General features: G+C 49.0%; 20 protein-coding genes. 1 reads left to right on the top strand and 19 read right to left on the bottom strand.

Annotated elements, in window-relative coordinates; genetic code table 11:
* Position 1 precedes the first annotated feature (1 nt).
* The 18 genes from cmk to HNQ56_RS11955 form a co-directional block, all read right to left on the bottom strand.
* A complete protein-coding gene (gene cmk, locus HNQ56_RS12040) occupies positions 2-679 on the bottom strand; it encodes a (d)CMP kinase (RefSeq protein WP_429146449.1) in 678 nt (225 codons plus the stop codon).
* Between the two features lie 124 nt (positions 680-803).
* The gene (locus HNQ56_RS12035; RefSeq protein ID WP_429146244.1) at positions 804-2,042 is read right to left on the bottom strand and encodes a BaiN/RdsA family NAD(P)/FAD-dependent oxidoreductase; all 1,239 of its coding nucleotides are present in this window, start codon (positions 2,040-2,042) and stop codon (positions 804-806) included.
* Positions 2,043-2,262: 220 nt separating this feature from the next.
* Entirely contained in the window at positions 2,263-2,943 is a 681-nt protein-coding gene (locus HNQ56_RS12030) for a hypothetical protein (RefSeq protein WP_429146241.1), read from the bottom strand.
* 257 nt (positions 2,944-3,200) lie between these two features.
* Positions 3,201-4,466 carry a competence/damage-inducible protein A gene (locus HNQ56_RS12025; RefSeq protein WP_429146239.1) on the bottom strand — a complete coding sequence of 422 codons (1,266 nt, stop codon included), beginning with the start codon at positions 4,464-4,466 and terminating at the stop codon, positions 3,201-3,203.
* A complete protein-coding gene (gene pgsA / locus HNQ56_RS12020; RefSeq protein ID WP_429146236.1) occupies positions 4,456-4,998 on the bottom strand; it encodes a CDP-diacylglycerol--glycerol-3-phosphate 3-phosphatidyltransferase in 543 nt (180 codons plus the stop codon). The genes HNQ56_RS12025 and pgsA overlap by 11 nt, the downstream gene beginning before the upstream one ends.
* Positions 4,982-6,337 (bottom strand): 30S ribosomal protein S12 methylthiotransferase RimO, encoded by a 1,356-nt coding sequence (gene rimO / locus HNQ56_RS12015; protein WP_429146233.1) that lies wholly within the window; start codon positions 6,335-6,337, stop codon positions 4,982-4,984. Before rimO ends, pgsA begins: the two co-directional genes overlap by 17 nt.
* Positions 6,338-6,363: 26 nt before the next feature.
* Positions 6,364-7,200: a bifunctional methylenetetrahydrofolate dehydrogenase/methenyltetrahydrofolate cyclohydrolase FolD gene (gene folD / locus HNQ56_RS12010; protein WP_429146231.1), complete on the bottom strand. Its 837-nt coding sequence runs from the start codon at positions 7,198-7,200 to the stop codon at positions 6,364-6,366.
* A gap of 108 nt (positions 7,201-7,308) precedes the next feature.
* Positions 7,309-8,079 (bottom strand): response regulator transcription factor, encoded by a 771-nt coding sequence (locus HNQ56_RS12005; RefSeq protein ID WP_429146228.1) that lies wholly within the window; start codon positions 8,077-8,079, stop codon positions 7,309-7,311.
* On the bottom strand, positions 8,057-9,409 hold the full coding sequence (locus HNQ56_RS12000; RefSeq protein ID WP_429146225.1) for an ABC transporter substrate-binding protein: 1,353 nt from the start codon (positions 9,407-9,409) through the stop codon (positions 8,057-8,059). The genes HNQ56_RS12005 and HNQ56_RS12000 overlap by 23 nt, the downstream gene beginning before the upstream one ends.
* 38 nt (positions 9,410-9,447) lie before the next feature.
* On the bottom strand, positions 9,448-11,307 hold the full coding sequence (locus tag HNQ56_RS11995; RefSeq protein WP_429146222.1) for a sensor histidine kinase: 1,860 nt from the start codon (positions 11,305-11,307) through the stop codon (positions 9,448-9,450).
* Positions 11,308-11,455: 148 nt separating this feature from the next.
* The gene (locus HNQ56_RS11990) at positions 11,456-12,874 is read right to left on the bottom strand and encodes a phosphoglucomutase/phosphomannomutase family protein (protein ID WP_429146219.1); all 1,419 of its coding nucleotides are present in this window, start codon (positions 12,872-12,874) and stop codon (positions 11,456-11,458) included.
* A gap of 94 nt (positions 12,875-12,968) precedes the next feature.
* A complete protein-coding gene (locus HNQ56_RS11985; RefSeq protein WP_429146216.1) occupies positions 12,969-15,365 on the bottom strand; it encodes a glycoside hydrolase family 94 protein in 2,397 nt (798 codons plus the stop codon).
* 211 nt (positions 15,366-15,576) lie between these two features.
* Positions 15,577-17,874 (bottom strand): hydratase, encoded by a 2,298-nt coding sequence (locus HNQ56_RS11980; RefSeq protein ID WP_429146213.1) that lies wholly within the window; start codon positions 17,872-17,874, stop codon positions 15,577-15,579.
* A 33-nt stretch (positions 17,875-17,907) separates the two neighbouring features.
* Positions 17,908-18,444, bottom strand: a complete 537-nt coding sequence (locus HNQ56_RS11975; RefSeq protein WP_429146210.1) for a hypothetical protein — start codon at positions 18,442-18,444, stop codon at positions 17,908-17,910.
* A gap of 377 nt (positions 18,445-18,821) precedes the next feature.
* On the bottom strand, positions 18,822-19,844 hold the full coding sequence (locus HNQ56_RS11970; protein WP_429146207.1) for a PfkB family carbohydrate kinase: 1,023 nt from the start codon (positions 19,842-19,844) through the stop codon (positions 18,822-18,824).
* A 160-nt stretch (positions 19,845-20,004) separates the two neighbouring features.
* Entirely contained in the window at positions 20,005-20,235 is a 231-nt protein-coding gene (locus tag HNQ56_RS11965) for a hypothetical protein (RefSeq protein WP_429146204.1), read from the bottom strand.
* A gap of 138 nt (positions 20,236-20,373) precedes the next feature.
* The gene (locus tag HNQ56_RS11960; RefSeq protein ID WP_429146201.1) at positions 20,374-21,564 is read right to left on the bottom strand and encodes an anaerobic nitric oxide reductase flavorubredoxin; all 1,191 of its coding nucleotides are present in this window, start codon (positions 21,562-21,564) and stop codon (positions 20,374-20,376) included.
* Positions 21,565-21,662: 98 nt separating this feature from the next.
* The gene (locus HNQ56_RS11955; RefSeq protein WP_429146199.1) at positions 21,663-23,042 is read right to left on the bottom strand and encodes a D-alanyl-D-alanine carboxypeptidase family protein; all 1,380 of its coding nucleotides are present in this window, start codon (positions 23,040-23,042) and stop codon (positions 21,663-21,665) included.
* A gap of 192 nt (positions 23,043-23,234) precedes the next feature.
* Here HNQ56_RS11955 and HNQ56_RS11950 point away from each other — a divergent pair, with 192 nt between their 5' ends.
* Entirely contained in the window at positions 23,235-24,305 is a 1,071-nt protein-coding gene (locus HNQ56_RS11950; RefSeq protein ID WP_429146196.1) for a class B sortase, read from the top strand.
* Between the two features lie 21 nt (positions 24,306-24,326).
* Here HNQ56_RS11950 and nspC read toward each other — a convergent pair whose 3' ends face one another.
* Positions 24,327-25,493 carry a carboxynorspermidine decarboxylase gene (nspC, locus tag HNQ56_RS11945; RefSeq protein WP_429146193.1) on the bottom strand — a complete coding sequence of 389 codons (1,167 nt, stop codon included), beginning with the start codon at positions 25,491-25,493 and terminating at the stop codon, positions 24,327-24,329.
* Positions 25,494-25,496 lie beyond the last annotated feature (3 nt).

Genomic DNA, 25,496 nt, shown 5'->3' with positions numbered 1-25,496 from the left:
GTTATCCCTCTTTCCGGTTACAGGAACTGCGGTACAGTTCCAGAATGTATTCCACCACCTCATCGATTGACATATGGGAGGAATCCAGAAAAACAGCATCTTCCGCCTGCCTTAAGGGTGCGAATTCCCTGGTCATGTCCCGATGGTCCCGGTCAATGATATCCTGTTCTATCACATCCATATCCGCAGACTGACCCTTTTCCCTCAGCTCAGCCCATCTCCTTCTGGCGCGCTCCCTGGTGCCGGCAGTCAGATAAATCTTCAGATCAGCCCGGGGCAGCACATACGTCCCGATATCCCGGCCATCCATAACCACGCTTTCCTTCTTCGCCAGGCTTTGCTGAAGCTCCACCAGCTTAAGCCGGACAGCCTTATTCACAGAAGAAGCACTGGCCATATTACCCACCTCTTCCGTGCGAATATATTCGTTGACTCTCTCTCCGTTCAAAAGGACAACCTGTTCTCCGTCCCGGTACTCAAGGGTGATATCCACTTCCTTACAAGCGGCCTCAATTCGCCCGCTATCCGATGCATCGATATTATTTCTTAGAAAATAAAGTGCCATAGCCCGATACATCGCCCCGGTATCCACATAGATAAAATTCAGTTTTCTAGCCAGGATTTTTGCTATGGTGCTCTTACCGGCACCGGCCGGCCCGTCAATTGCAATATTGAAAATATTCACAGCAACCTACCTCCGAGTTTCATTAACATAGGACAAACGGACTGCCGTCTGTCATTTATTCAAATGTGCGTTTTCTCACCATTGAATACCATAGGAATATCATTGTCATGTTCCGCAGCTACAGACCTGCGGACTGTCCGGCCAGCCAGGCGGTCGACCAGGCGATCTGCAGATTATAGCCCCCTGTCAGCGCATCCAGATCCAGAACCTCTCCCGCAAAATACACACCCTTCACCAGCTTTGATTCCATGGTGGAAGGATTGACCTCTTTTACCTGGATACCGCCCTTGGTGATAACGGCCTGATTGTAGTCGCTGAGCCTCGTAATCTGGAAGGTGAGGTGCTTCAGCAGCTCCGCCAGAGCCAGCCGCTCTTCCTTGGTAATGGAGTTTACTTTCTTTTCCGAATCAATAGGGCATAGACGAATAATAACATCTATTAGTTTATTTGGCAATAGGCGGTCCAGGGAATTCTTAAATTGTTTATTTTTAAATTCTTCGAAATCCCGCAGGATTCGGGCGTCCAGCTGCTCCGATGTCAGGGCCGGCTTCAGATCAATGCTTAAGGTGACCGGTTCCCTGTTCTGCAGATAAGGAAGGAGAAAGCTGCTGGCGCTTAAGATGACCGGACCGCTTACCCCGAAATGGGTGAACATCAGCTCTCCGAAATCCCGGTAAATCTGCTTTGCACCTACGGTTACCGTAACCTCCACATTCTTCAGGGAAAGTCCCATCAGATCCTTGACATACTCCTCCTTCGTATGCAGGGGGACCAGAGAGGGGTGCAGGGGGGTTACCGTATGGCCCAGTTCCCTGGCAAAGCGGTAGCCGTCACCGGTGGACCCTGTCACCGGGTAGGACAAACCTCCGGTGGCAATGATTACTCCGTCCCCCAGAAAGGCCTCCCCGGAATTCTTCACCATCAGACCATAAAAGCTGCCGTCCCGGGTCAATAGCTTTGTCACCTCGCTATGATACCTTACCATAACAGCCTGACGCTCCAGCTCCTTCTTCAATACGGCAATGACATCCGAGGACTTATCGGAAACGGGAAAGACCCGGTTCCCCCGCTCCACCTTAAGGGGGAGCCCCAGCTGTTCGAAGAAGTCCATGGCATCATAATTGCTGAAGGTATGATATGCCCTGAACAGAAATTTGGGATTGGTGACCACCTGATCAAAGAAGGTGTCCCGGTCGCAGGCATTGGTAAGATTGCATCTTCCCTTGCCGGTAATATACAGCTTTTTCCCAAGCTTTTCATTCTTCTCCAGCAATATAACCTTATGCCCTCTGCGGGCTGCTGCGATTGCCGCAAGCATTCCTGCGGCTCCGCCGCCTATCACGTAGATCTTACTCATTCTGTACCGACCTTCACTGTTTATTTTTATAATATAACGAAAGCGTCAAAAGTGCTGCGCACCTTTACGGATGCAATATATTGATATGCAAGCATGTTTGCATATCAATATATTGCATCCGTAAAGCACCGGAGGTGCTTTTGACGCTTTCATCATATTATTAGGTAATTGTCGAATACAAATTATCTGTACCGCAATTACCTAATGAAATAATGCCTATTTACTTATCCTCCAAATATATTTCATTTAAGCCTAATGCAATATGACCGCTGGTGTAGGCTTCGCCTTCCGCACGGTATATAATCTTATTATAATCCTCTAAATTATCCACCAGACTCTGCGCTATGGCATCCAGAATTGATTCCTCATAGCCGGAGCCCATCTCGCTGAGGGGCGCCTTGTCTTTATAAAAGCTGACGATAACCGTATCGCCCTGGGTTGTGACATTCTCAATCCCCACATCCAGAGAACGGTCCGCCATGGCTTCCACTACTTTCTCAACAATGAGCTGAGGGGTGATTTCCGCATCGGCAGGAACCAGTGCAGTTACATTCTCCGGTCCTCCTGTGCTCACATTCACAGTATAGATGGTAAGCTCGGTATTCTCCGTAGGTCTGATTTCTCCAGGGGTAACGTTCTCTGCGCCCGGTGTCAAAGCGGGAGTTGCGGATGCCTCCCCGGAATCGCCCGGTTCGGGAGTATCCTCTCCGTTTCCTTCGGAGGTCTTTCCCGGTTCTTCCTCTTCAGGCTCCTTTTCCGAGGGGGCCTGAGTTATTGTGGGACTGTTTTTCTCGTCCTCTGATCCTTTAAAGAAACCAAAGTGTACAATATCACATCCAGCCAGAAAAAATAATCCCGCAACGATGATTATCAACATCAATAATTTCCTTCTTCGTTCCATAATAACCTCTTTTCTTGCACTATGTCCTGCCCGTCATGGACTCATCTGCTAATTGTGTACGTTGTTTACAACGTGTACTTTCTTTTATTAACTGTTTTCACGATAGTCCACAACTGTGTCATTTCTATGGTATTATGGAACATTTTATAAAAATTTCATGGGAATTGATGCTAATCCTGTTGATATCTGCCAGTATTTACATAACAATGCCTGCCGCAGGAGGGAGCACCATATCCTCCTTCCAGCGGCAGGCACTGTTATCGGCTTTTATCCTCCATAAGCAGGCTTCTTCTCAGCAGGTCCAGTGCGCTGATTACGCTTGACTCCCGGATCTTCTGGCGGTTGCCCTTCAGCCTCAGCTCCTTCACATTTACCTGACCCCCTGCCAGGGAAGCAATATAGACCAGGCCCACCGGCTTCTCCCGGGTCCCCCCCTCCGGCCCCGCAATTCCCGTAACCGCAAGGGCGGTATCCGCTCCTGCGGCTCTGGCGGCTCCCAGCACCATTTCTCTGGCGGTCTCCCCGCTGACGGCCCCATAGGAAGCCAGAGTCTGCTTGCTCACCCCCAGATATTTCATCTTCGCTTCATTGGAATAGGTGATAAAGCCTTCCTTTAATACCTCGGACACCCCGGCAACATTCACCAGACGTCCCGTCAGCATACCTCCGGTACAGGATTCTGCGGTTGCTATGGTATGGCCCCCCGACTGCAGCAGCTTTACCACAACCTCCTCCAGGGTTTCTTCCTCCCGGGTGGTATAAATAAAATCTCCGAAACGGCGGGTGAGTTCCTCCACCACCGGATCAATGAGCTTCCTGGCTTCTTCGGCAGAATCTGCCGCGGCAGTGACACGAAAATGCACCTCTCCGCTTTTGGCATAGGGTGCAATGGTGGGATTGGTCTGGGCCTCGATCAGATCCAGAATATCTGTCTCCGCCTTACTTTCTCCGATTCCGCATATTTTCACCATGCTGGACAGGAATACCTTGCTCTGCTTTGCCTGCAGATACGGATAGATGGCTTCTTCAAACATGGGCAGCATCTCTCCCGGAGGGCCCGGCAGCAGGATAACCGTCTTCTCTCCCGTCTCCACAATATAGCCGGGCGCGGTTCCATTATTGTTTCCAATCACCTTCGAGCCTTGGATTTTCAAAGCCTGCTTCCAGTTATTCTCCGTGATCGCCGCGCTGACCTCTTTCTGATAGCGGAAATGGAAATATTCTTCAATATGCCGTCGGGAGGCTTCCTCCATAACAAGCTCCAGCCCCAGGGTCTTTGCCACCGCTTCCTTCGTCATATCATCCTGGGTCGGGCCCAGTCCTCCGGTCAGGATCACAATATCAGAACGTCCCAGGGCCGTTTTCAGACTTTCACAAAGCCTGCCCTCATTATCCCCGACCGTCGTCTGATAATAGAGGGAAAAGCCCAGCTCCGCACATCTCCTGGACAAATAATTCGCATTCGTATTGACAATATTGCCAAGCAGCAATTCTGTTCCTACACTGATTAATTCAACTGTCATGTTCCGTCAGCACCTTTTTATTCTTAATCATATAGTCAATCAAAGAGATCACCGTCAGAGCCGCAGCCAGGTAGACAGCTATCTGCTCCAGAACATTGATCCATACAAAATCCAGATTAATAATTAACATAATACTCATCACCATCTGTACGACGGTCTTTATCTTCCCCCACCAGCTTGCCGCAATCACTACCCCGTTATCGGATGCAATCAGACGGAAGCCGCTGATGATAAATTCCCTGGCAATAATAACAATTACAATCCAGGCCGGCAATAACCCCAGTTCCACCAGGCAGATCAATGCGCTGGATACCAGGAGCTTATCTGCAAGAGGATCCATAAATTTTCCGAAATTGGTCACCAGATTGTTCTTTCTGGCAAGATAGCCATCCAGCAGGTCGGACAAAGCAGCAATAATAAAAACCGCCGCTGCTATCATTCTGCCGCCGGGGATGGAAGGCACCAGCATAAACACCACAAATACCGGTATCATAAATACCCGGAACAGCGTAATTTTATTCGGTAGATTCACAATTATGTCTCCCTTCCGCCAATTCTCCGATCAGATCGTAGTCCTTCGCTCCTGTTACCTCCACTGTGACAATATCCCCGGAGATCAGCTCCCGCTCAGAATTCAGGAACAAAAATCCGTCTACCTGGGGAGCGTCCCGATAGGTTCTTCCGATATATACCTGATCCTCATCGGCAATCCTGCCCTCGATCAGCACCTCACAGGTCCTGCCGACCAGGCTCCCGTTCTGTTCAAATACAATGCCCTGCTGGAGCTTCATAATCTCCTTCTGTCTCTGTTTCTTCACCTTAGCCAGAATCTGGGGCTTCAATCCGGCAGCCGGGGTATTATCCTCCTTGGAATAGGGGAAGACTCCCAGCCGTTCGAACCGCATCTCCCTTACAAATTCCAGCAGTTCCTCATGCTCCTCCTGAGTCTCTGTAGGAAAACCCGTAATGAGGGTGGTTCTTAGAACAATGTCCGGCAGATTGCTCCGAAGCTTCCCGATGATTCTCTTCAGATCCGCCTGGTTGGTCCTTCGTCCCATAAGCTTCAGAATACGGTCCGAGGCATGCTGGATGGGAATATCCAGATAACGGCAGATCTTAGGCTCCTGCTTCATGGCTTCGATCAATTCATCCGTGATCTCCTCCGGATAGCAATAAAGAATCCGGATCCAGGCAATTCCGGGTATCTTACACAGCTCATGAAGCAGCTGTGCCAGCCGGACCTCTCCGTACCGGTCCTTCCCGTACAGGGTGGTCTCCTGGGCCACCAGAATCAATTCCTTCACTCCCTGTTCCGCCAGATAAGCCGCTTCCCCGAGCAGCTCCTCCATGGGCACGCTGCGGTAATTCCCGCGCACCTGGGGAATAATACAATAGGTACAGTGCTTATCACAGCCCTCGGCAATTTTCAGATACGCGCTGTAGCTTCCGGAGGTGAGCATACGCTTGCCGCTGCTCTTAGGCAGAACCTCCAGAGATTCAAAATGCGTATGTTGTTTTCCGTCCGTAAGCCCCTTCAGCACCTCCACAATTCCGGCAAAGCTGGAGGTTCCCAGCAAGGCGTCCACTTCGGGAATTTCCCTGAGGATCTCTTCCTTATAGCGCTCTGCCAGACATCCTGTAACAATGAGGGCTTTCAGAGTGCCCTTCTTCTTATATTCCGCCATCTCCAGGATGGTGGTAATGCTCTCTTCCTTGGCATCGTGAATAAAGCAGCAGGTATTGACGATGATGACATCCGCTTCCGCTTCTTCACTGGTAATCCGGTATCCGTTCTCATGAAGAATACCAAGCATATTCTCACTGTCCACCAGGTTCTTATCACAACCCAGGGATATAAAATAAATATTCATTCTATTTCTTTCAACCTTCCTCGTGCTCAGCTCACTGATTCCACACAATTATTCATAAGCATGGCAATGGTCATGGGACCGACTCCTCCGGGCACCGGGGTGATTGCTGACGCATGCTCCGCCACATCCGCATAATCCACATCACCGCATAATTTGTTATTCTCATCCCGATGGATTCCCACATCAATGACTACGGCACCTTCCTTGACATAATCCTTCGTCACAAACCTGGGCTTGCCGATGGCAACGATGAGAATATCCGCCCGCTTCGTTATTTCCTTGAGATTCACCGTGCGGGAATGGCATATGGTCACCGTGGCATTCTCCCTAAGCATCAGCATAGCCATGGGCTTGCCGACGATATTGCTTCTGCCTAATACAACACATTCCTTGCCCTGAATCTCAATCCCGGAGCGTTTTAACAACTGGATCACACCGGCAGGCGTGCAGGAGACAAAGCCCTTCTGTCCGATGCTCAAAGCCCCTACGTTCTGTGGATGGAATCCATCCACATCCTTTTGCGGGGATATAGTCTGAATGACCAGATCCTCATCCATATGGGCGGGCAAAGGAAGCTGGACCAGAATACCGTTCACCTGTATATCCTCGTTGAGCCTGCCAACCAGCGCCAGCAACTCCTCCTGAGAAGTGCTCTCCTCCAGCTCATAGGACAGGGAGCGGATTCCGATATATTCACATGCTTTCTTCTTATTGCCTACATACACGCTGGAGGCAGGGTCCTTCCCCACCTGTATCACAGCCAGGGTTACAGAAACACCCTCCTGTGCCAGGTTCTCCACCTTAACCTTAAGCTCTTCCTTGATTTCCGCCGATATCTTCTTGCCATCAATAACAGATGCCATGTCTATCACTCCTATCAAATTAATCCCATTATCTTTTATCGCACCCTTACATCATAATATATTCCGGTTAATATCACAAGATATAAATTTAAGATGGGGTTACTCCCGCTACAAAGTATTCCGATATTCATTAGCGGAAATCCCAACATTCTTTTTAAAAACCCGGGAGAAATGGGCCATGTCCACAAATCCCACCCGTTCCGCAATATCCCCGATACGCAGGGAAGGATCCCGAAGAAGCCTCTGGGCCTCTTTAATTCTAACATTATTCAGGATTTCGGAAAAGTTCTGGCCCAGATGACGGTTCAGCAGCTTGCTTAAATGCCACTGACTGACATAGGTTTTTTCAGCCACCTCGGACAGGGTGATTTTATGGGGATAGTTCTGCTCAATATATTTCATGGCATTATTCACAATAAAATTGCTGGCCTCATTATCATAGCGTTCCTCAACGGCTGTTTCTTCTCCCCCGGCAGGATGATTCGTTGCTGCCGGCGGCTGCTTTTCCTTCAGATTATTCACCATGGTCGCGATGGCTTCCTCCAGCTCTTCCATATTGGAAGGCTTCAAAAGAAACCGGGTTACTCCCAGCCGGATGGCCTGCTGGGCATATTCAAACCGGCGGTAGCCGGTGAGAATGCTGATCTCCATATTGGGGAATTCCGACTTCAACCCGGCAATCATGGTCAGTCCGTCCATATCCGGCATGGAGATGTCCGTAATCACAATGTCCGGCTTGTACTCCCGGATCACCTGCGAACCTTCAATGCCGTCATAAGCAGTGGCCGCAATTTTACAGGAATACTGATCCCATTTGACCATGCGGGATATTCCCTCAACAATGATTGGTTCGTCATCAATAATTACTACCTGGTACATTGAATTCTCCTTTTGCGTTGATTTCCAGAACTTCATCCAATAAATCCTTCGCCGATCTCTCGCCTGTGGACACCTTAGCAATCCCCGCCACCAGAGTGCTGTAGGCTTCCTGAGAGATACGGGAATCCGTGGGGGAGGAGGTGCTGGTGGCAGAATTCGCATGATGGAGGCCGGAGATTCCAAGGGGGGTCAGCTCCTTTGGCGGCTCCACCTTAGCGGTGGCCTGACCGTTGCCTCCCCAGTAAAGAGCAATGGCCTGGGCATTGGTATGAGCCATAACAAACTTCACCGCCGCATCCCTCTTATCAGAATCCTCCCATGCCTTCCTGGTGATATAGAAGCCGGAGGAAATCCCTCCCACAATGCTTCCCTCCTCGGCCTTCCCGCCGGGAATGGACGGGGGAGCGATGACCACCGTATTCTCCTGGTCCGGGATGCTGTTCAGATACCAGGAGCCTTCCATCTGCATTGCGGCATCCTTCCTCTTAAACAGCTCTCCCGCATAATCATTGTCAATGCTGTCCGCATTCTCCGAAAATGCTCCCATCTCCCTCAGGACCCGGAACATCTCAAGCCCCCTGCACCAGTCCTCGGGCGCCGTCTTCGGAATCTGGATATAATTCTCATGACCTGCCGCGGACAGCAGAAAGAATTCAATCCAGTAATGGGGCACATTATTCAGTGAAACGGCAATGGGTATCACACCGTTCTCCCGAAAGGTTTCAATTGCCTTAAGAAGCTTGTCCCAGTCCGTCGGAAGCTCCAGATCAAATTGATCAAACAGATCCTTGTTGCAGAACAGCCCTTCCCAATAGCCTGTAGTGGGCACCGCCCTCTGAATCCCGTCCGGATTGGCCGCGGCCTCCAGTGCCGTATCCAGGATGTCCGCCGCATAATCGGGATATACCTCCTTAATCTCGGCAATGGAAACAAATTTGCCCGCTGCCAGGACATCGCTGGCATTGGAATCCGTAAAATACTGTATCACATCCGGTTCATTGCCCACGGCAAAATCGGCGGCAATCTTCGCCTTCCAGTCCTGATCCGAGGTCTGGGAATCATCCTCAATTGTAATATAGGGATAATCTGTTGTGAACTGCCTGTTAATCGACTGGTATCTTCCCGCATTGGCATCGGTTCCGCCATACATGGATGCCGTGGTCAGTATAACAGGAACCGTCCCCGGGTTCCCGGACAGGGAGCTGTCCGTTCCCGCGGCTTTCTCCTCTGTCCAATCCTCCGCCCCCGTCTTTTTGTCGCATGCGCCTGCCATCAGGATAACAAGCACAAGAACAAGAAGGGCTGCTGCCCTGTTTTTTATTTTTTTCATGTTAACCCTCATTCCTTCCTTTGCATCAGTCCGGTTGTTTATATATCAGATCTATTCCACAAAAGACTCGGTTTGCTCAGATTAACCCTGTCCGGATCGTATTCCACGGGAATTGTTATGGTCGAGGCGGTCTCCCCGCCTGCCAGCGGTCCGATGGTCAGTCCGTATTCCTCACCATAGATCAGCTTAATGCGCTCATTTACATTAAACACTCCCATGGCCTCATGCCGGCCCTTCCCGGTGCGCCTTAAGGGGCCGCGGTCAGGGGAGGCTTCTTCTCCCTGCTGCTCCTGGTTTCCCTCCAGAATATGGCGGACACGGACAACATCCTCTTCCGTCATGGGATTTCCCGTGTTGACAATCTGCAGAATTGCATTCTCCTTTTCTTTAAATACACGAATCCAGATGGTGCCGCTTTTTACTGTCTCAACCCCATGCACCACCGCATTTTCGATCAACGGCTGCAAAATCAGCTGGGGAACCTCTATGCGGAGCAGCTCCTGATCCACTTCCTTTTCAATCTTGAGCCGTTTGCCAAAGCGCATGGAGATAATATAGCAATAGGCATCCACACAGCGAAGCTCCTCCGCCAGGCTGATCATCTTCCGGTTGGAGCGGTCCATGCTGTAATTCAGGAGAGTTCCCAGGGCTTCGATCATTTTCGATACGGTCATATCCCCCGCCATCCTGGCCTGCCAGTTCATCATTTCCAGAGTATTGTTCAAAAAGTGAGGATTGATCTGGGATTGCAGGGCAATAATCTTGGCATCCTTCCGGGCCAGCTTCTCACTGTAGGCATAGTCAAAGAGATACTTGATCTCAGAGGACATCTGGTTAAAGGAGGATTTTAAGACTTCAAACTCCGTATTCGGCATGGATTTCCCCACCACCTGTCTTCCGATATCACCCTTTTCCAGGCTTCTGGCGGCTTCTACCATGATTCCCATTGGCTTGGTGATGTGGTGGGAAATAAAATAAATCATATAAAGGAAGATCGGTACAATGACCAGCATGATCAGAAACATAACCCCGTAGAGCACCTGCAGCTCTGAAAAAATCAGCTTCTCATTGACAATCAGAATTGCTCCGAAGTGAAAATCATCGTACTTCTGCTGGTAGATCATACCGATAAAGGGTTTGTCATGCTCTTCTATCACTCTCCTGTTGATGTTCCTGGAATACCTTGTCTTCAGCTTCTCTATCATTCCCTGGGGCTCCTCCTGCAGCAGACGGGAATCATAGGTGATCATAGAACCGGTATCATTGACATAGAAGGCCAGCTCATAGTCCTTATTCAGATAGATCCCGTCAATCAGCTTATCCTTGTTCAGCTCCAGTACCAGCGTCCCGAATTTGGTATACTTTGTCGTGGTGTAGAGGTTGCGGATGACGTAAATCCTCCCGTCAATGACTCTGACATGGGCATCCGTCGTATCCTGCCGGGTGATGGCCCGGGCCTCCTGCTCCACCTTCTCATAGTAAATATCGATATAATTGCTCTCTTTTTGTTTGGTATAATAGATTTCCTCAGGCTCCTCGCTCAGATAGAAGACCGCGATCTCGAAGCGGTTGTCATTATAGAATTTACTGGTCAGATTGCCTGTAATCTGGCGGTAAAGCTCTGCTTTGCTCATCATGCCCTTGGCATATTCCCACCATGCCTTTTCAATTACCTGCTCATAGGAGATTTTCTTGGAAATGTCAATAGCTTCATCGATGCGCTGTGCATTGAAATATGTAAAATTCTTAAGCCCCTCTTCCATCAGGGCGGTGGTCTTGCCGATAATATCATTCCGGTAGGATACGGTCATGAAAATATAGATGATTGATATGGGAACCATCCACAGAATCACTACCAGAAATAACAATGTTCTTCTTAAGGAAAATATCCTTTTCATCCTTTTACCCCATTCCGCCGCGGGAAGCGGCATAAAATACTGAATAGAAGAGCGAAGAGTACCTTAAAAGGGTTACCCAACGGATAACCCCTCTGTCAGTATCATTATTATAACATATTTTTTCTAAATTATCCAATCTTTTATATTCCTACCCATCGAGTCCCATAAAGGTTTCAAAAACCCGGCATACCATTTTCTCCTGGCCTTCTACGGGCATCTCACAGAAGATACGCAGAAGCGGCTCCGTGCCGGAGAAGCGGATTCCGATCCATCCCCCGTTCTTGAAATAGAGCTTGCAGCCGTCCAGGTACGAGATTTTATCAATCTCCAGCGGAATCTCCGGGAGGAGCTTATCCACCAGAAGCATCTGCTGGATCTCTTCCTTCTTCTGAAGATCAAACCGGTAATCCCGTTCCTCCATATAGGTACATCCGAATTCCTCATAGATGCCCTGGACGATCTGGGACAGCTTCTTTCCCACCACTGCAATCATCTCAACCAGCAGGGCTGCGGCATAGACTCCGTCCTTGCCCTTGATATGCCCCCGCACCGTCAGTCCTCCGGAGGATTCGCCTCCAATGACGGCATCGGTCTCATTCATCTTGGAAGAGATATATTTGAAGCCTACGGGAACCTCATAGCATTTTTCACCAAAGCTTTCCGCCACCTTGTCCAGCAGATGCGTGGTTGCAATATTGCGCACCGCGGGGCCCTTCCACCCCTTATACTTCACCAGATAATAATATAGAAGCACCAGAATGTCATTGGGATGCAAAAACCGTCCGTTGTCATCAATCACACCGATGCGGTCCGCATCACCGTCTGTGGCAATACCAATATCACAGTGGTGGTCAATCACATAATTCTGAAGACTTCGCAGGGTTGCCGCCGACGGGGAGGGAAGCTTGCCACCAAAGAGAGTGTCATGCCGGTCATGGATGATGGCGACCTCGCATCTTGCTGTTAGCAAAATGGTCTTCAATGAGGTCTCACTCACACCATACATGGGATCCAGGGCAATCCGCAGGCCGCGGTCCCGGATTGTCTGCATGTCTACCGCCCCGATGATATTATCAATATATTCGTTCAGCGGATTGATCTCATGTATCAGCCCCGCCGCCTTTGTCTTCTCGTAATCCAGGTTGATGTCCTCTCCCTCGCCCACATCCCTGATATAATTCTCAATCTCCTGAGTCTGGAATTCGTCAGCATCCCTGCCGCCCTGGGTAAAGACCTTAATCCCGTTATAGATGGCCGGATTATGGCTCGCGGTAATCATCATTCCGTAAGGAAAATCATGCTTCATGACATAATACATAATCAACGGTGTGGGCGAGGAACGGTTAATCAGATAAGCGGTAATGCCCTCCGAAGCAAATACATAGGCAGCCCACTGCATTGCTTCCTTGGACAGAAATCGGCGGTCATAGCCCAGGACAATCCCCTTATCAGCTGCTCCTTCGTCTTTCATCTTCCTGGCAAGAGCCTTTGACAGCCTCTGTATATTGGCCTTAGTGAATTCCTCTCCTATGATGGCTCTCCAACCGCCGGTACCAAATTTAATCATTCTGCTTCCTCCCTGTCCTGCTTCTTAATATGAAGGAGAGTCCCCTTGCGAACCCTCGCACTGAGTGTATAGCTACTCTTTGTTGTTCTTATTTTTACCCATTTCCCAGGATAACATGTATCTCATGGCTGGTTCCGACGGGCTGTGCAGGTATCCGGTCCACCACGGCTCCATCCAGCCGGAGCTCTTTTACACCCTTCATCACACCCTGGGGATTCTCCACATGGATATGATACCGGGCTCCTCTCCAGGTACGGTCAACACGGAATTCCTTCCATTCCGAAGGAATACAGGGATCGATGATCAGCTCCGTAAGCCCCGGACGAATTCCCAGCATATAATGGGTTGCGGAGAAATATGCCCAGCCGCCGGTTCCCGTCATAAAGGGATGTCTTGCCCTTCCAAAGCCGGTATGCTCCCTGCCCATGATAAACTGGCAGTAAGAATAAGGCTCTGCCTCCCGGATCTCGATCCTGTCATTCTGATTGTAGGGGCTTAAGGCGTCATAGAACTTCATAGCCCGGTCCCCGCGGCCCAGAATGCATTCCGCAGCCCATGCCCAGGGATTGGGATGGCTGAAGATCGCACCGTTTTCCTTCAGTCCGGGGTACACCCTGGTAACAAATCCGATCTCCTCATCCGGTACGGTATAAGAGGGGCCGTTCAGCATAATGCCGTAGGGGGTGTACAGATACCGGTCAATAGAATCCATGGCAAGCTTGCCCTTTTCCGAATCCGCCAGTCCCGACAGCACGGCCCAGGCATTGGATTCCAGATGGATCTTGCCTTCCGTATCGGCCATCGTACCGATCTTTCTTCCGGTCCGGGTGATTCCGCGGATATACCATTCCTGATCCCACAGCTCCCGCTCACAAACTTCCTTGACATTCTTCCGCATTGCTTCGTATCGTTCTACATCTGCAGAATTGCCGGTAAACTCGGCCAGCTCAAGGAAATTCCCCAGCGCCCAATAATGCAGGAAGGATACCATGGCGCTTTCACCGCCGCCCAGATTCAGACAATCATTCCAATCCGCGCGAAGTCCCTTGCAGACACCGTGACTTCCCACCTGTTCATGGGAGAAGTCTAATATTCTCTTCATATGCTCATATACCGTACCGCTTCCGCCGTCGGCATAGGTGATCACTTCTTCCAGGAAATCCAGTTCCCCGGTCTCCTTCACATATTCCGTAATGGAACTGACCAGCCACAATGCGTCATCGGAGCAGGCCTGGTCGATTCCGTGAATGACATCCTCCTTATTGGGGACGGGAATTACCGTAGGGGACTGAAAGGGCTTCACACTGTTATCCGGATCAAACCATTCCGGTTGGAATAAATGAAGACCGTATCCCTTGGATACCAGTGCCCGGAGCAGCTCAATGATTCTCTGGCGGCATTTTCCCGGATTGGAGTGTACTACAGTCATAGAATCCTGGGAGGTATCCCGGTATCCCAGCCCGGTTCTCCCCCCTACCTCAATAAAAGAGGCAAAACGGGAAAACATCACGTTAATTTCCGCCTGGTACAGAGTCCAGGTATTAATCAGAGTATTCATTCCCTCATTGGGTGTCTGAATCTGAAGCTTGCTTCTTTTCTCCGCCCAATATTCCGCCATCTGACCGTATGCCCGGTCAATCACGGCAAAATCCGAATACTTCGCCCGAATTCTTCTTCCCTCCTCCCGGTTTCCTTCTCCCAGAAGGAATACCAGGCGAAGCTCTTCTCCCGGCTCAAGGGTAATTCGCTTATGCAGGGAACCGCAATGATTGCCGCCCTTCTCGTAAGAGCCGCTGCAAACACCCCTTTCCACTGCCGCCGGATTATTCTCCGTATGGTATAACCCGATGAATTTATCCCTGAGGCAGTCAAAGCTGTCCGGGGCAAAATTGGCGGTAAAAAACTGATAACCGAACTCCTCATAGAACAAATCATGTTCGATGATTCCATCCTCATAGGAGGAGCCTGCCGCATAATTACTCATCTGGAAATTGCGGTTATCCATATCAATATGATGATAGGAAAATTCAAGGTAGGAAAATACACTTAACGCTCTCTTCCTGTTATCGGTATTCTTAATGGTCACATCCCACAGCTCCACCGGATCGTCCATGGGAATAAAAAGCTTCTGCTGTGCCTCAATCCCGCTGTAGGCGCAGGAATACCGGGTATAGGAAAGGCCGTGGCGGCATTGGTACTTCGCTTCCTCTAAGGACTTACCCACCGGCTGCCAGGATATGCTCCAGTAGTCCCCGCTCTCATCATCCCGAAGATATACATAATGACCGGGACGGTCCATGGGGACACTATTGGCGCGAAAACGCGTGATCCGGTGATATTCCGGCGATTTATAGAAAACATATCCCCCGGCCGTATGATTGACCACCGCACACATATCCCTGACACCGATATAATTCGTCCATGAGGTCGGCAGATCCAATCTTTCAATCACATACTCCTGATGCTCATTGTCAAAATATCCATATTTCATAAAATCACGCACCTCCTCCGTTAATACCTTTATTATAATAAATTGAATATATTATGGTATTGCTAGGAATGCGAATATTTGATTGAACTTGCTATCCATATTTTTCAAAAATACAAAGGATATCGGAGCAAAAAAACAAGGCACAGATGCCATCGTATTTCATCCGCGTTACGATGTTATCTATGCCCATGCTATTATCATTTATTCCTGTCTAACCGTGGTAGTAATTGATCAGACAGCCCTTCAGAATAATCTCCCTCTCATCATCCGTAAGGTCTCCCAGAGTAAGGGCGAATTCCCGCATATCCTTCTTCACAACATAGGCCTTGATTTCACCGGCCTTTTCGGCAACTGCCCTGCGGATATCCTTGAGGAAGAGATAATCCCCGTTTTCAAAGGGAATCTCCTCTTTGAAAAGGAAGGGGAGCATTCCCCAGTTAATCAAATTGGAGCGGTAACGCTTGGTAGCGTATTCCTTTGCAATATTGGCAAGTCCGCCCAGCACCTTCTGGCAGCTGGCAGCCTGTTCCCTGGCGGAGCCGTCACCCGGCTTCACAGCGTAGATGACACTTCCGATCTGAGTCGAAGCCACATCAAAATCGAATTTCTCTGAGATTCGGTCAAAGACCTCCCTCAGCTCTTCATTGGCGTTGATAATGCCTCCCGCAGAGTCCGGGTCCTGTCCTGCGGCAAGTCTTGCTTTCTCGGCCTTTTGAACCTCTTTCGCCCGTCCCACATACTTCGGATCCTTCCGGGACAGGGTGAATTCAGCCAGTCCCAGGGGATTGGAACGGAAGGAGGAGGTCTCACCCGAAGGAATTAATTCATCCGTGGTAGTTACCGGATCATGAATCACGGACACCACCTTCAGAATCATATCCTCACTCAGGGCGGTCATGGCCGGCCAATCCACAATTCCGGGTCCGAACTTCAGCTCCACGCTGCTGTCCGGCTTGCCGATTCCGTTATAGACCCGATTATCATAGATGGCGCTGTCAAAATAATAGCGCGGCCTGGTGAAGTTCACATCCACATCCTCTGCCGAGGTCAGATACCCCTTGTTCGCCGCTGTGGCGGCGATGGACCGGGCATCCATCAGGGCAACGGAAGCAATCTGTCCGTTGGTGATCTTAGATCCCTCCCTGTTGGGGAAGTTTCTTGTGGTGTGACGGATGCTGAAGCCGTTATTGGCAGGAACATCCCCCGCCCCGAAGCAGGGACCGCAGAAAGCTGTCCGTATGGTTGCGCCGCTTGCCATCAGCTTAGCCACAGATCCATTCTTCACCAACTCCATAAATACCGGCTGACTGGCCGGGTATACGCTCAGGGAGAATTCATCCGCACCGATGAAGCGTCCGTTCAAGATATCCGTTGCATCACAGATGTTTTCAAAGCCGCCGCCGGCACAGCCCGCGATCGTACCCTGATCCACATACAGCCTTCCGTTACGGACCTTATCCTTTAAGGAATATTTGATTTTATTGTTATCCAGACTGACAAGAGCCTTCTTCTCCACCTCATCCAGAATATCATAGAGATTGGCATTCAGCTCGTCTATGGTATAGACATTGCTGGGATGGAAGGGCATGGCGATCATCGGCTTAATCTCTGACAAATCCACATGAATGAGGCCGTCATAATATGCCACTTGTTCCGGAGCCAGCTCCTGATAAGCCTGGGGTCTGCCGTGAATCTCATAGAATTCCTTCACCGCCCCGTCCGTTCTCCATATGGAGGAAAGACAGGTTGTCTCCGTGGTCATTACGTCGATACCGATACGGTAATCCACGCTCAGATTGCCGATACCGTCTCCCACAAATTCCATTACCTTATTATTAACATAGCCGTTGGCAAACACCGCTCCGATAATTGCCAGGGCAACATCCTGGGGTCCTACCCCTTTTCTCGGGGTTCCCGTAAGATATACGGCTACCACCTCCGGCATATTAATATCGTAAGTACGGTTCAGCAGCTGCTTCACCAGCTCCGGCCCGCCTTCTCCGATTGCCATGGTTCCCAGGGCACCGTAACGGGTATGGCTGTCCGAGCCCAGGATCATGCTGCCGCCCTCCGCCAATACCTCTCTGGCATACTGGTGAATAACCGCCTGGTGAGGGGGAACATATACCCCGCCGTACCGCTTCGCGCAGGAAAGGCCGAACATATGGTCATCCTCATTAATGGTTCCGCCCACGGCGCAAAGACTGTTATGACAGTTGGTGAGCACATAGGGCACCGGAAACTGCTCCAGCCCGCTGGCCCTTGCTGTTTGAATGATGCCCACAAAGGTTATGTCATGGGAGGTGAGCTTATCGAATTTAATCTTTAATTTTTTATCATTATCTGAGGTATTATGGCGGTTCAGTATTCCATAAGCCATTGTCCCTTTTGCCGCGGCGTCCCTGTCCCCCTGAAAACCGGTCCTTGCCCTCACTGCGTCAAACTCCGCCCCGCTGATAATTTCATTTCCGTTTATCAAATAAACACCATTCTCGTACAGTTTTATCATCGTATCCTCCGTTCCTGCGTATGCCTTTCGTACTTAGTCTTCTATCTCTCCGGCCTCCAAATTAACCGTAAAACGGTCATCAGCGATAATATTAGGACTATTGAAGACCCCGGGCTTTGCCTTTACCTTGAGAATCACCTTGCCCTCCTTGTTCCTGGAGAAATCAATTGTGATTTTACCTGCAAAATTATCATTATAATATCCGGCATCCACAAACATTTCCTCAGATCCTTCAAATTTAAAGCGAACCTCCAGATTGGCCTCTGCATTGAGCAGGCTAATAGGCTCCTGAGGGATAACCTCCTTCTTGCCGGCGCCAAGGTCGGTAACATTAATTCCATCATTATAGACATCCTCCGGACCGACAAAATATGCCTTTACATATTCCAGCTTCAAATCCGTACGGTTATTGACAACAATCTTCTCATCCGTACTTTCAACGAGCAGTAATACCACTATGATAATTAAAACTACAGCGGCACTCACACCCGCTATGGTCATCTTTTTCTTTGATTCAAAGAACCCCTCTGCCTTATCAACCTTTTTTTCTTTTACCCGGATTTTTCTCATTTTTAGTTATACCTCCATTATTGATAAATTTTCAGACATTCTTAATCATAATCGGTAATCTGAAAATAATCAAGCACTTTTTCCGATATCTGATACAAGCGCGTAACAGTTCAGCCTGCAATGTCATTAAGTTAAAGCCCGCGGCACTTCACCGGGTCGCTTTTACGCTGACCGGCTGAGTGCATCTTGTGAAGCGGAGCGTTTTGAACGCACGAAGGTAAGGCAAGTAAAAGCAACTCGGTGAAGTGCCGCGGGCTTTAACTTAATGACATTGGTTCAGCCTGTTACGGCAATAAATTAAGGAACCGGCTCTCCGCTAAACAAATAGCTTTGAAGCAGTTCCTTATCAATTAATCCTATTCAGCTGGTAACAGGGATTATCTCTGTACTCTGCCGGAAGCGTCCCCGCCCACTAAAGCGTCTACATCCGCCCTGGATACGAGATTGAGATCTCCAGGTATTGTATGCTTTAATGCGGAAGCCGCAACACCAAATTCCAATGCATCCTCCATGGTCTTGCCATCCAAGAGACCACAGATTAAGCCGGCAGCAAAGGCATCTCCGCCGCCTACACGGTCCACAATGCGGATGTCGTATTTTCTGGAGTGGTAGAACTTCTTACCGTCGTAAATACATGCCGACCAGCCGTTGTCCGATGCGGAATAGCTCTCTCTTAAGGAGCTTACCACATATTTAAAGTTAAATTTCTTAATCATCTGCTCAAAGATATCCTGATATCCGGCCAGCTCCAATTCACCGCTGGTTACATCGGTATTCCCCGGCTTAAAGCCAAGAACCTTCTCCGCATCCTCTTCATTGCCGATGCATACGTCCACATACTGCATCAGATTGGTCATAATTCTCTGTGCCTTCTCGGAGGACCAGAGCTTCTTGCGGAAATTAAGGTCTACGGAAACCGTGATATTCTTTCTCTTGGCCGCCTTCAAGGCTTCTTCTGTCAGATAGGCCGCCGCGTCACTGATGGCAGGGGTGATTCCGGTAAAATGGAACCAGTCCGCGCCTTCAAAGATTGCATCAAAATCAAAATCAGCAGGCGTTGCCTCGGCAATCGATGCATGCGCCCTGTCATAGACTACATTGGAAGCTCTCATGGAAGCACCGGTTTCCAGGAAATAAATTCCCAGTCTCTCTCCGCCCCTTGCAACAAAATCACAGTTCACATTATATTTTCTCAGTGCGGCAACAGCAGATTCACCGATGGGATTCTTCGGAACCTTGGTAACAAAATATGCATTATGTCCGTAATTGGCCAGGGATACCGCAACATTCGCTTCCCCGCCGCCATAGCATACATCAAAGCTGTCAGACTGAATAAACTTCTGATATCCGGGAGTTGAAAGACGAAGCATAATCTCTCCCATTGTTATTACCTTTGCCATTATTATCTCTCCTTATAGTAAAAAATGATGATCACAATCATAATCAGTATAGTGCCCGGAGAAACATTCGTCAATGGCAAAATGCATTCAAAAACTCGAAATTATGTTACAGTTCAGCTTGCCGCAGCAATGGCCGCGGCACAAATCCGGCTCTGAGCCATCACTGCTGGATCTTCTCTTTGGACAAACCTCCACTATAGAACATGGATACAATTCCCATCAGCATGCTGACGATGGCAATAAAAAATGGCAGGATTACCTTTGAATCAGCTGCTTTGGATAGATCGGAAAGGCAGAGCAGCAACGCAATTGTTGAAATGACAGCAAACACCAGGCCGTTTAAAAAGCACTTAAATTTACTGTATTTGTATTTGTATACCACTTGTTTCATAAAATCCTCCCTCGTCTCACATCAAACAATAAACAGTTTCTACTTATTAAACGAAGGAAGACGTAAAAGAGTTGCATAAAATTTAGCAAAACCGTAAAAAAAACGTAAGTTTTTCAAAAATAGGACGGAATATCACCTTTATTTGGCCGATCTTCCAATATCTCTTCCATATGAGATACATTCCTGCAGCTTCTCCTCATCCGGAACCCAGAGCTGCCGGAGTCCGTCATTCACCACGGTGAAGCCGGCTTCCTTAAGATGTCCGCTCAACTGCTTCACTGCTTCGCCGCTCCAGCCATAGCTGCCGAAAGCCGCCGCTTTTTTATTCTTGAATTTTAACCCCTTGACCATCTCCAGAAGGCCTCCCAGGGAATGCAGATAACCGTTATTCACCGTGGGTGCGCCCATAAGGATCAGCTTGGATTTGAATATCTCGGTAATAACATCGTTTTTGTCCTCTTTTGCACTGTTCATTAATTTGACGGTGACCTCCGGGTCCTCCTCCGTTATTCCCTGGGCAATGGCTTCTGCCATCTTCCTGGTTGAATTCCACATGGTATCGTAAATAATCGTGATCTGATTCTGCTGATAATCCTTTGCCCACTCCAGATACCGTTCTACAATCCGGGTCGGATTCTCTCTCCAGATCACCCCATGGCTGGGACAAATCATACTGAGGGGAAGCTCAAAGCCGAGAACCTCTTCTATCTTTTTTACCACCAGTTTACTGAAGGGGGTCAGAATATTAGCATAGTATTTAATTGCCTCGGCAAAAAGCTCATCCTGATCCGCCGAGTCGTTATACAGCCCTTCCGTTGCATAGTGCTGGCCGAAGGCATCATTGCTGAAAAGGATATCTTCACCGGAAAGATAGGTGAACATGGTATCCGGCCAATGCAGCATCGGCGCCTCTACAAAGGTCAGGGTATTTTCCCCGATCTTCAGGGTATCTCCCGTAGTAACTGTACGGAAGTTCCATTTCTCATGATAATGCCCCTGGATGATTTTTGCTCCGTTCGCGGTACAGTAGATGGGGGTATCCGGAATTTCTCTCATCAGCTCGGGCAATGCTCCGCTGTGATCGACTTCATTGTGATTCATGACAATGTAGTCAATACGGCTCAAATCGATTTCCTGTTTCAGGCGGCTGACAAATTCCTTATCAAAAGGCTGCCAGACCGTATCGATCAATACTGTTTTTTCATCCCTGATCAGATACGAGTTATAGGACGATCCCTTTCGGGTGGAATACTCCTGTCCATGAAAATGTTTCAGTTCCCAATCGATCTTACCAACCCATGTTACTTTATCACTTATTTTTTTGCTCATTGGCGCAGCCTCCCATATAGATCCTGTATTTGCTTTTACTATATTCTTATCATGCACCATTTACATTGATTTAAATCACATAATACGGAGTATTTTTCCTACTCCGCCGTATTAAGATATTGACCGTTCCACAGATTCAGCACTTTTTTCAGACAGAAGGGATAATCAATTTTTTCAATGCTTTTTACCGCATAAATCGGAACGGAGGTATAGTAGCTGCCGTCAATGGAGTATCTGGCCTCTCCCACCGCACTTCCTGCCTGTATCGGCGCTTCCAGGTATTCGGGGATCACATATTCTACGGACACCTGTTCATCCTTGCGCATCAGCAGGGACAGATTGCCTTTCATGGAAAGGCCCTCATATTTCGCCTGGCCATTCTTGACAAATAAAGGGTCCAGCTTCACATCCTGGAATATTTCCCGCTCTTCGTAATGATCGATACCATAGCCCATTAACGCCTTCGTATCCGTCCACTTCAAATTTTTGTTCGGAGGCCAGCCGCTGCCCAGGACCACGGAGATCAAGACCTTGTTTTGGCGCCTGACCGCCCCGACGAAGCAATATCCGGCCTTGCTTGTAAAGCCTGTTTTTACTCCGATGGCTCCCTCCATCATGTAGAGAAAACGGTTTTTATTCGTGACCGTGAAGCTCCGGCCGGATTTCAGTTCTTGAAAGGAATGGGAGGAGGTGTTGGTGATCTCCAGAAACTGAGGATTCCTTATGGCATAGCTGGCGATAACCGCCAGATCCCTGGCCGTGGTATAATGATTTTCTGCATCCAGGCCATTGGGCGTGACGAAATTGGTATGCTCACACCCCCATCTTCTGGCGGTATCATTCATCATGGCGGCAAAGCCTTCCACAGAGCCGCCCACATGCTCCGCAATGGCAACCGCGGTGTCATTATGGCTTTCCAGCATCAGAGAATACAGCAGATCCCTCAGCAGATACTGTTCTCCCGCCTTAATGTTCAACTGGACATCCGGCATTCGGGAGGCATAGGAGGATATCGTTACGGTATCATTGAGATTCGCATTCTCCAAGGTCACAATGCAGGTCATTATTTTGGTTGTACTTGCCATGGGCATCTCCCGGTAGCCGTTCTCTTCATACAGCACACGGTTGTTAGAGGCATCCATAAGCAGGGAGGACAATGCACGAAGCTTAAGCTTTACCGGAGGAGAATCCTGTCCGTTATCCCCGCCGGCATCCGGGTCATTATCCAAAGTGATATTCGGATCCGCTTCCGGATCAATGGCTCCCTCTGCCTGCAGGAGCTTCTGGTAATCCTTCCCTTCCTGTCTGGCACGTTCATTCTCTTCCCTGATCTTCCTGTCAAAGTCTTCAAATACCAGGCCGGTAGAAGTCAGAAGCTCATCATAGTATTCCCTCAGCCTGTGAAATTGAAGCAGCGAGAACACCAGAAGCAATATGACACAGGGTATTATTCTGATATAGTTATCCTTCTCTTTCACATTTCCCATCCTATTATGGTTCTTACTTTAAATTTATTGTAAAAGCTCTGGAATATTCATATTGCCTAATAAATATTTGCTTTACTGTCGAAATTACTTATAGTATAATCTGCGTAAACAGTTAACCCATGTAATACATTATCCATGTAATACATTATTCAAGAGATGCACACCGCATAAGGAGTGATATATATGCCAAAAAAACAAAAGCGCCTAAGCATCCGCCAGGCACTGCAAATCGTGTTTATTACCGGGTTTATTACCTTCGCCCTTCTTTTTATAAATGATGTCCTGATCACACCCTACCGTATCAATAAGTCACTGGAAAAGGCAAGCGACTACTACTCAGCCGAAGAACCTTCGGAACCGGAAGACACATTGGATACGGATGCTTCGGAACCGGATACACCGGGCCAGAATGCGGGGGAACAAAATCCAGACGAAGCTGATTCAAGGGATCAGGAAGAAGCCGCTCTGCCGGACCGGGATGAACAGGGACGCCTGCTTCGCTTCCGGAAGCTGCTGGAGATGAACGATGATGTGAAGGGATGGATCAAAATTCCGGACACGAATATCGATTATGTGGTAATGCAGTCCGGCAGGGAGGATCCCGAATATTATCTGCGCAGGGACTGGCAGCGAAATGACCTGAAAGCCGGAAGCCTGTTCCTGGATGCCAGGGGCTCCCTGGAAGAACACTCCCGGAATCTTACCATTCATGGGCATAATATGACCTCCACGGATAATATGTTTCATTACCTGGTCAAGTTTAAAGAGCTGGATTATTATAAGGAGCGTCCTGTCTTTACCTTTGATTCCATTTATGATACCGGAAAGTGGAAGATATTCGCCGTATTTATCACCAACGGAAGCTCGAAGAAGGAGGAGATTTTTGATTATACCAGAGCAGATTTTGAAGATGATGCCGACTTTCTGAACTTTGTGTACCAGCTGAAAATCCGCTCCATTTACCAGATCGATTCTGTAGATATTAATGAGACGGATCAGCTTCTTACCCTGTCAACCTGTTCCTATGAAGTCAAGGATTACCGGACTGTCGTTGTGGCCCGCAGGGTCAGAGAGGGAGAAGAAGAGACGGTGGATACGGAAAGCGCCGTATTAAATCCCAAGCCGCTCTTCCCCTACTCTTACTATTACCGCTATGGGGGGCGTGCACCTAAGCTTTCAGCCACTTTTGAGGAAGCCTATGCCAATGGTGAGATCGGCTGGTATCAGGCTGACACTTCCCAGCTTCAGGACTGAAGCAGCCAGAGCCCCGGGAGGCTATAGTCTTCCCTTAAAATCCTCATAGCCGAATTGCTTTATTAATTCCAATTCCCCATTCTCCCGCTTCAGGTAAATGGAGGGAAGGTTGATCCCATTGAAGGTATTATTCTTGACCATGGAGTAAATGGCCATATCACAGAATACCAGGCGGTCTCCTTCCTGCAACGGCCGGGGGAAGGAATAATCTCCGATTACATCTCCCGCAAGGCAGGTGGGTCCTCCCAGACGATAGGTATGGGGGTGCTCCCCTGCTTTTCCTGCGCCAAGGATGGCCGGGCGGTAGGGCATCTCCAAAACATCCGGCATGTGGCAGGCGGCAGAGGTGTCCAGAATTGCCAGAGGAAGACCGTTCTCATTCAACTCCAGTACGGAGCTCACTAAAAAGCCCGCATTGAGGGCTACCGCCTCTCCCGGCTCCAGATATACCTGCACTCCGTAGGTTTCTTTTATATGGTTGATGCAGCGGACCAGGGTTTCGATATCATAGTCCGGTCTGGTAATATGATGCCCTCCGCCGAAATTGATCCATTTCATTCTGTGCATCAGATCGCCGAACTTCTCTTCTACCACAAGGAGGGTTCGTTCCAGAACATCGGAATTCTGCTCACACATGGTATGAAAATGCAGTCCCTCGATTCCCGTCAGATCCGCTCCTTCCAGGCCCGAGCGGCGGATGCCGAAGCGGGATCCCTGGGCGCAGGGATTGTACAGCTCTGTCTCTATCTCGGAATATTCCGGATTGATCCTGAGACCGCAGGATATCCTCCGGGACGAAGGCTCCTTTGCCGCGCTCTGTATTCTGGCTTTGTATTTATTCCACTGTGACAGGGAATTGAATATAATATGGCCGCAGAGGCTCATGATTTCATCGAATTCGGATTCCCGATAGGCAGGGGAAAAGATGTGAACCTCCCCGCCCATCTCCCCGGCCCCCAGCTTTGCCTCGAATAAGGAGCTGGCTGTAGTTCCGATCAGATAGCTTCCGATCAGGGGATAGGTTGCATACATGGAATATGCCTTCTGGGCCAGCAGAATCCGGCACCCCGTCCGATCCATTACCGATTTCAGAATCTCAAGGTTCTTTCTTAACAAGCTCTCATCTACAACATAAGAAGGGGTTGTAATTCCGTTAAAATCCATACACTCCCTGTTAGATATACTCATTCT

Origin of the sequence: Anaerotaenia torta, from assembly GCF_050433395.1 — a bacterium.
In the GTDB taxonomy this organism is placed as follows: Bacteria; Bacillota; Clostridia; order Lachnospirales; family Lachnospiraceae; genus Mobilitalea; species Mobilitalea torta.
The sequence above is the reverse complement of the archived record's forward strand: the minus strand, read 5'-3'. Positions and strand labels throughout refer to the sequence as shown.

What these genes read in the sequence shown, in the direction of transcription:
- HNQ56_RS12035 (WP_429146244.1), bottom strand. Translation starts at nt 2,042, where the DNA reads ATGAGTAAGATCTACGTGATAGGCGGCGGAGCCGCAGGAATGCTTGCG.
- HNQ56_RS12030 (WP_429146241.1), bottom strand. Translation starts at nt 2,943, where the DNA reads ATGGAACGAAGAAGGAAATTATTGATGTTGATAATCATCGTTGCGGGA.
- HNQ56_RS12025 (WP_429146239.1), bottom strand. Translation starts at nt 4,466, where the DNA reads ATGACAGTTGAATTAATCAGTGTAGGAACAGAATTGCTGCTTGGCAAT.
- rimO (WP_429146233.1), bottom strand. Translation starts at nt 6,337, where the DNA reads ATGAATATTTATTTTATATCCCTGGGTTGTGATAAGAACCTGGTGGAC.
- folD (WP_429146231.1), bottom strand. Translation starts at nt 7,200, where the DNA reads ATGGCATCTGTTATTGATGGCAAGAAGATATCGGCGGAAATCAAGGAA.
- HNQ56_RS12005 (WP_429146228.1), bottom strand. Translation starts at nt 8,079, where the DNA reads ATGTACCAGGTAGTAATTATTGATGACGAACCAATCATTGTTGAGGGA.
- HNQ56_RS12000 (WP_429146225.1), bottom strand. Translation starts at nt 9,409, where the DNA reads ATGAAAAAAATAAAAAACAGGGCAGCAGCCCTTCTTGTTCTTGTGCTT.
- HNQ56_RS11995 (WP_429146222.1), bottom strand. Translation starts at nt 11,307, where the DNA reads ATGAAAAGGATATTTTCCTTAAGAAGAACATTGTTATTTCTGGTAGTG.
- HNQ56_RS11990 (WP_429146219.1), bottom strand. Translation starts at nt 12,874, where the DNA reads ATGATTAAATTTGGTACCGGCGGTTGGAGAGCCATCATAGGAGAGGAA.
- HNQ56_RS11985 (WP_429146216.1), bottom strand. Translation starts at nt 15,365, where the DNA reads ATGAAATATGGATATTTTGACAATGAGCATCAGGAGTATGTGATTGAA.
- HNQ56_RS11980 (WP_429146213.1), bottom strand. Translation starts at nt 17,874, where the DNA reads ATGATAAAACTGTACGAGAATGGTGTTTATTTGATAAACGGAAATGAA.
- HNQ56_RS11975 (WP_429146210.1), bottom strand. Translation starts at nt 18,444, where the DNA reads ATGAGAAAAATCCGGGTAAAAGAAAAAAAGGTTGATAAGGCAGAGGGG.
- HNQ56_RS11970 (WP_429146207.1), bottom strand. Translation starts at nt 19,844, where the DNA reads ATGGCAAAGGTAATAACAATGGGAGAGATTATGCTTCGTCTTTCAACT.
- HNQ56_RS11965 (WP_429146204.1), bottom strand. Translation starts at nt 20,235, where the DNA reads ATGAAACAAGTGGTATACAAATACAAATACAGTAAATTTAAGTGCTTT.
- HNQ56_RS11960 (WP_429146201.1), bottom strand. Translation starts at nt 21,564, where the DNA reads ATGAGCAAAAAAATAAGTGATAAAGTAACATGGGTTGGTAAGATCGAT.
- HNQ56_RS11950 (WP_429146196.1), top strand. Translation starts at nt 23,235, where the DNA reads ATGCCAAAAAAACAAAAGCGCCTAAGCATCCGCCAGGCACTGCAAATC.
- nspC (WP_429146193.1), bottom strand. Translation starts at nt 25,493, where the DNA reads ATGAGTATATCTAACAGGGAGTGTATGGATTTTAACGGAATTACAACC.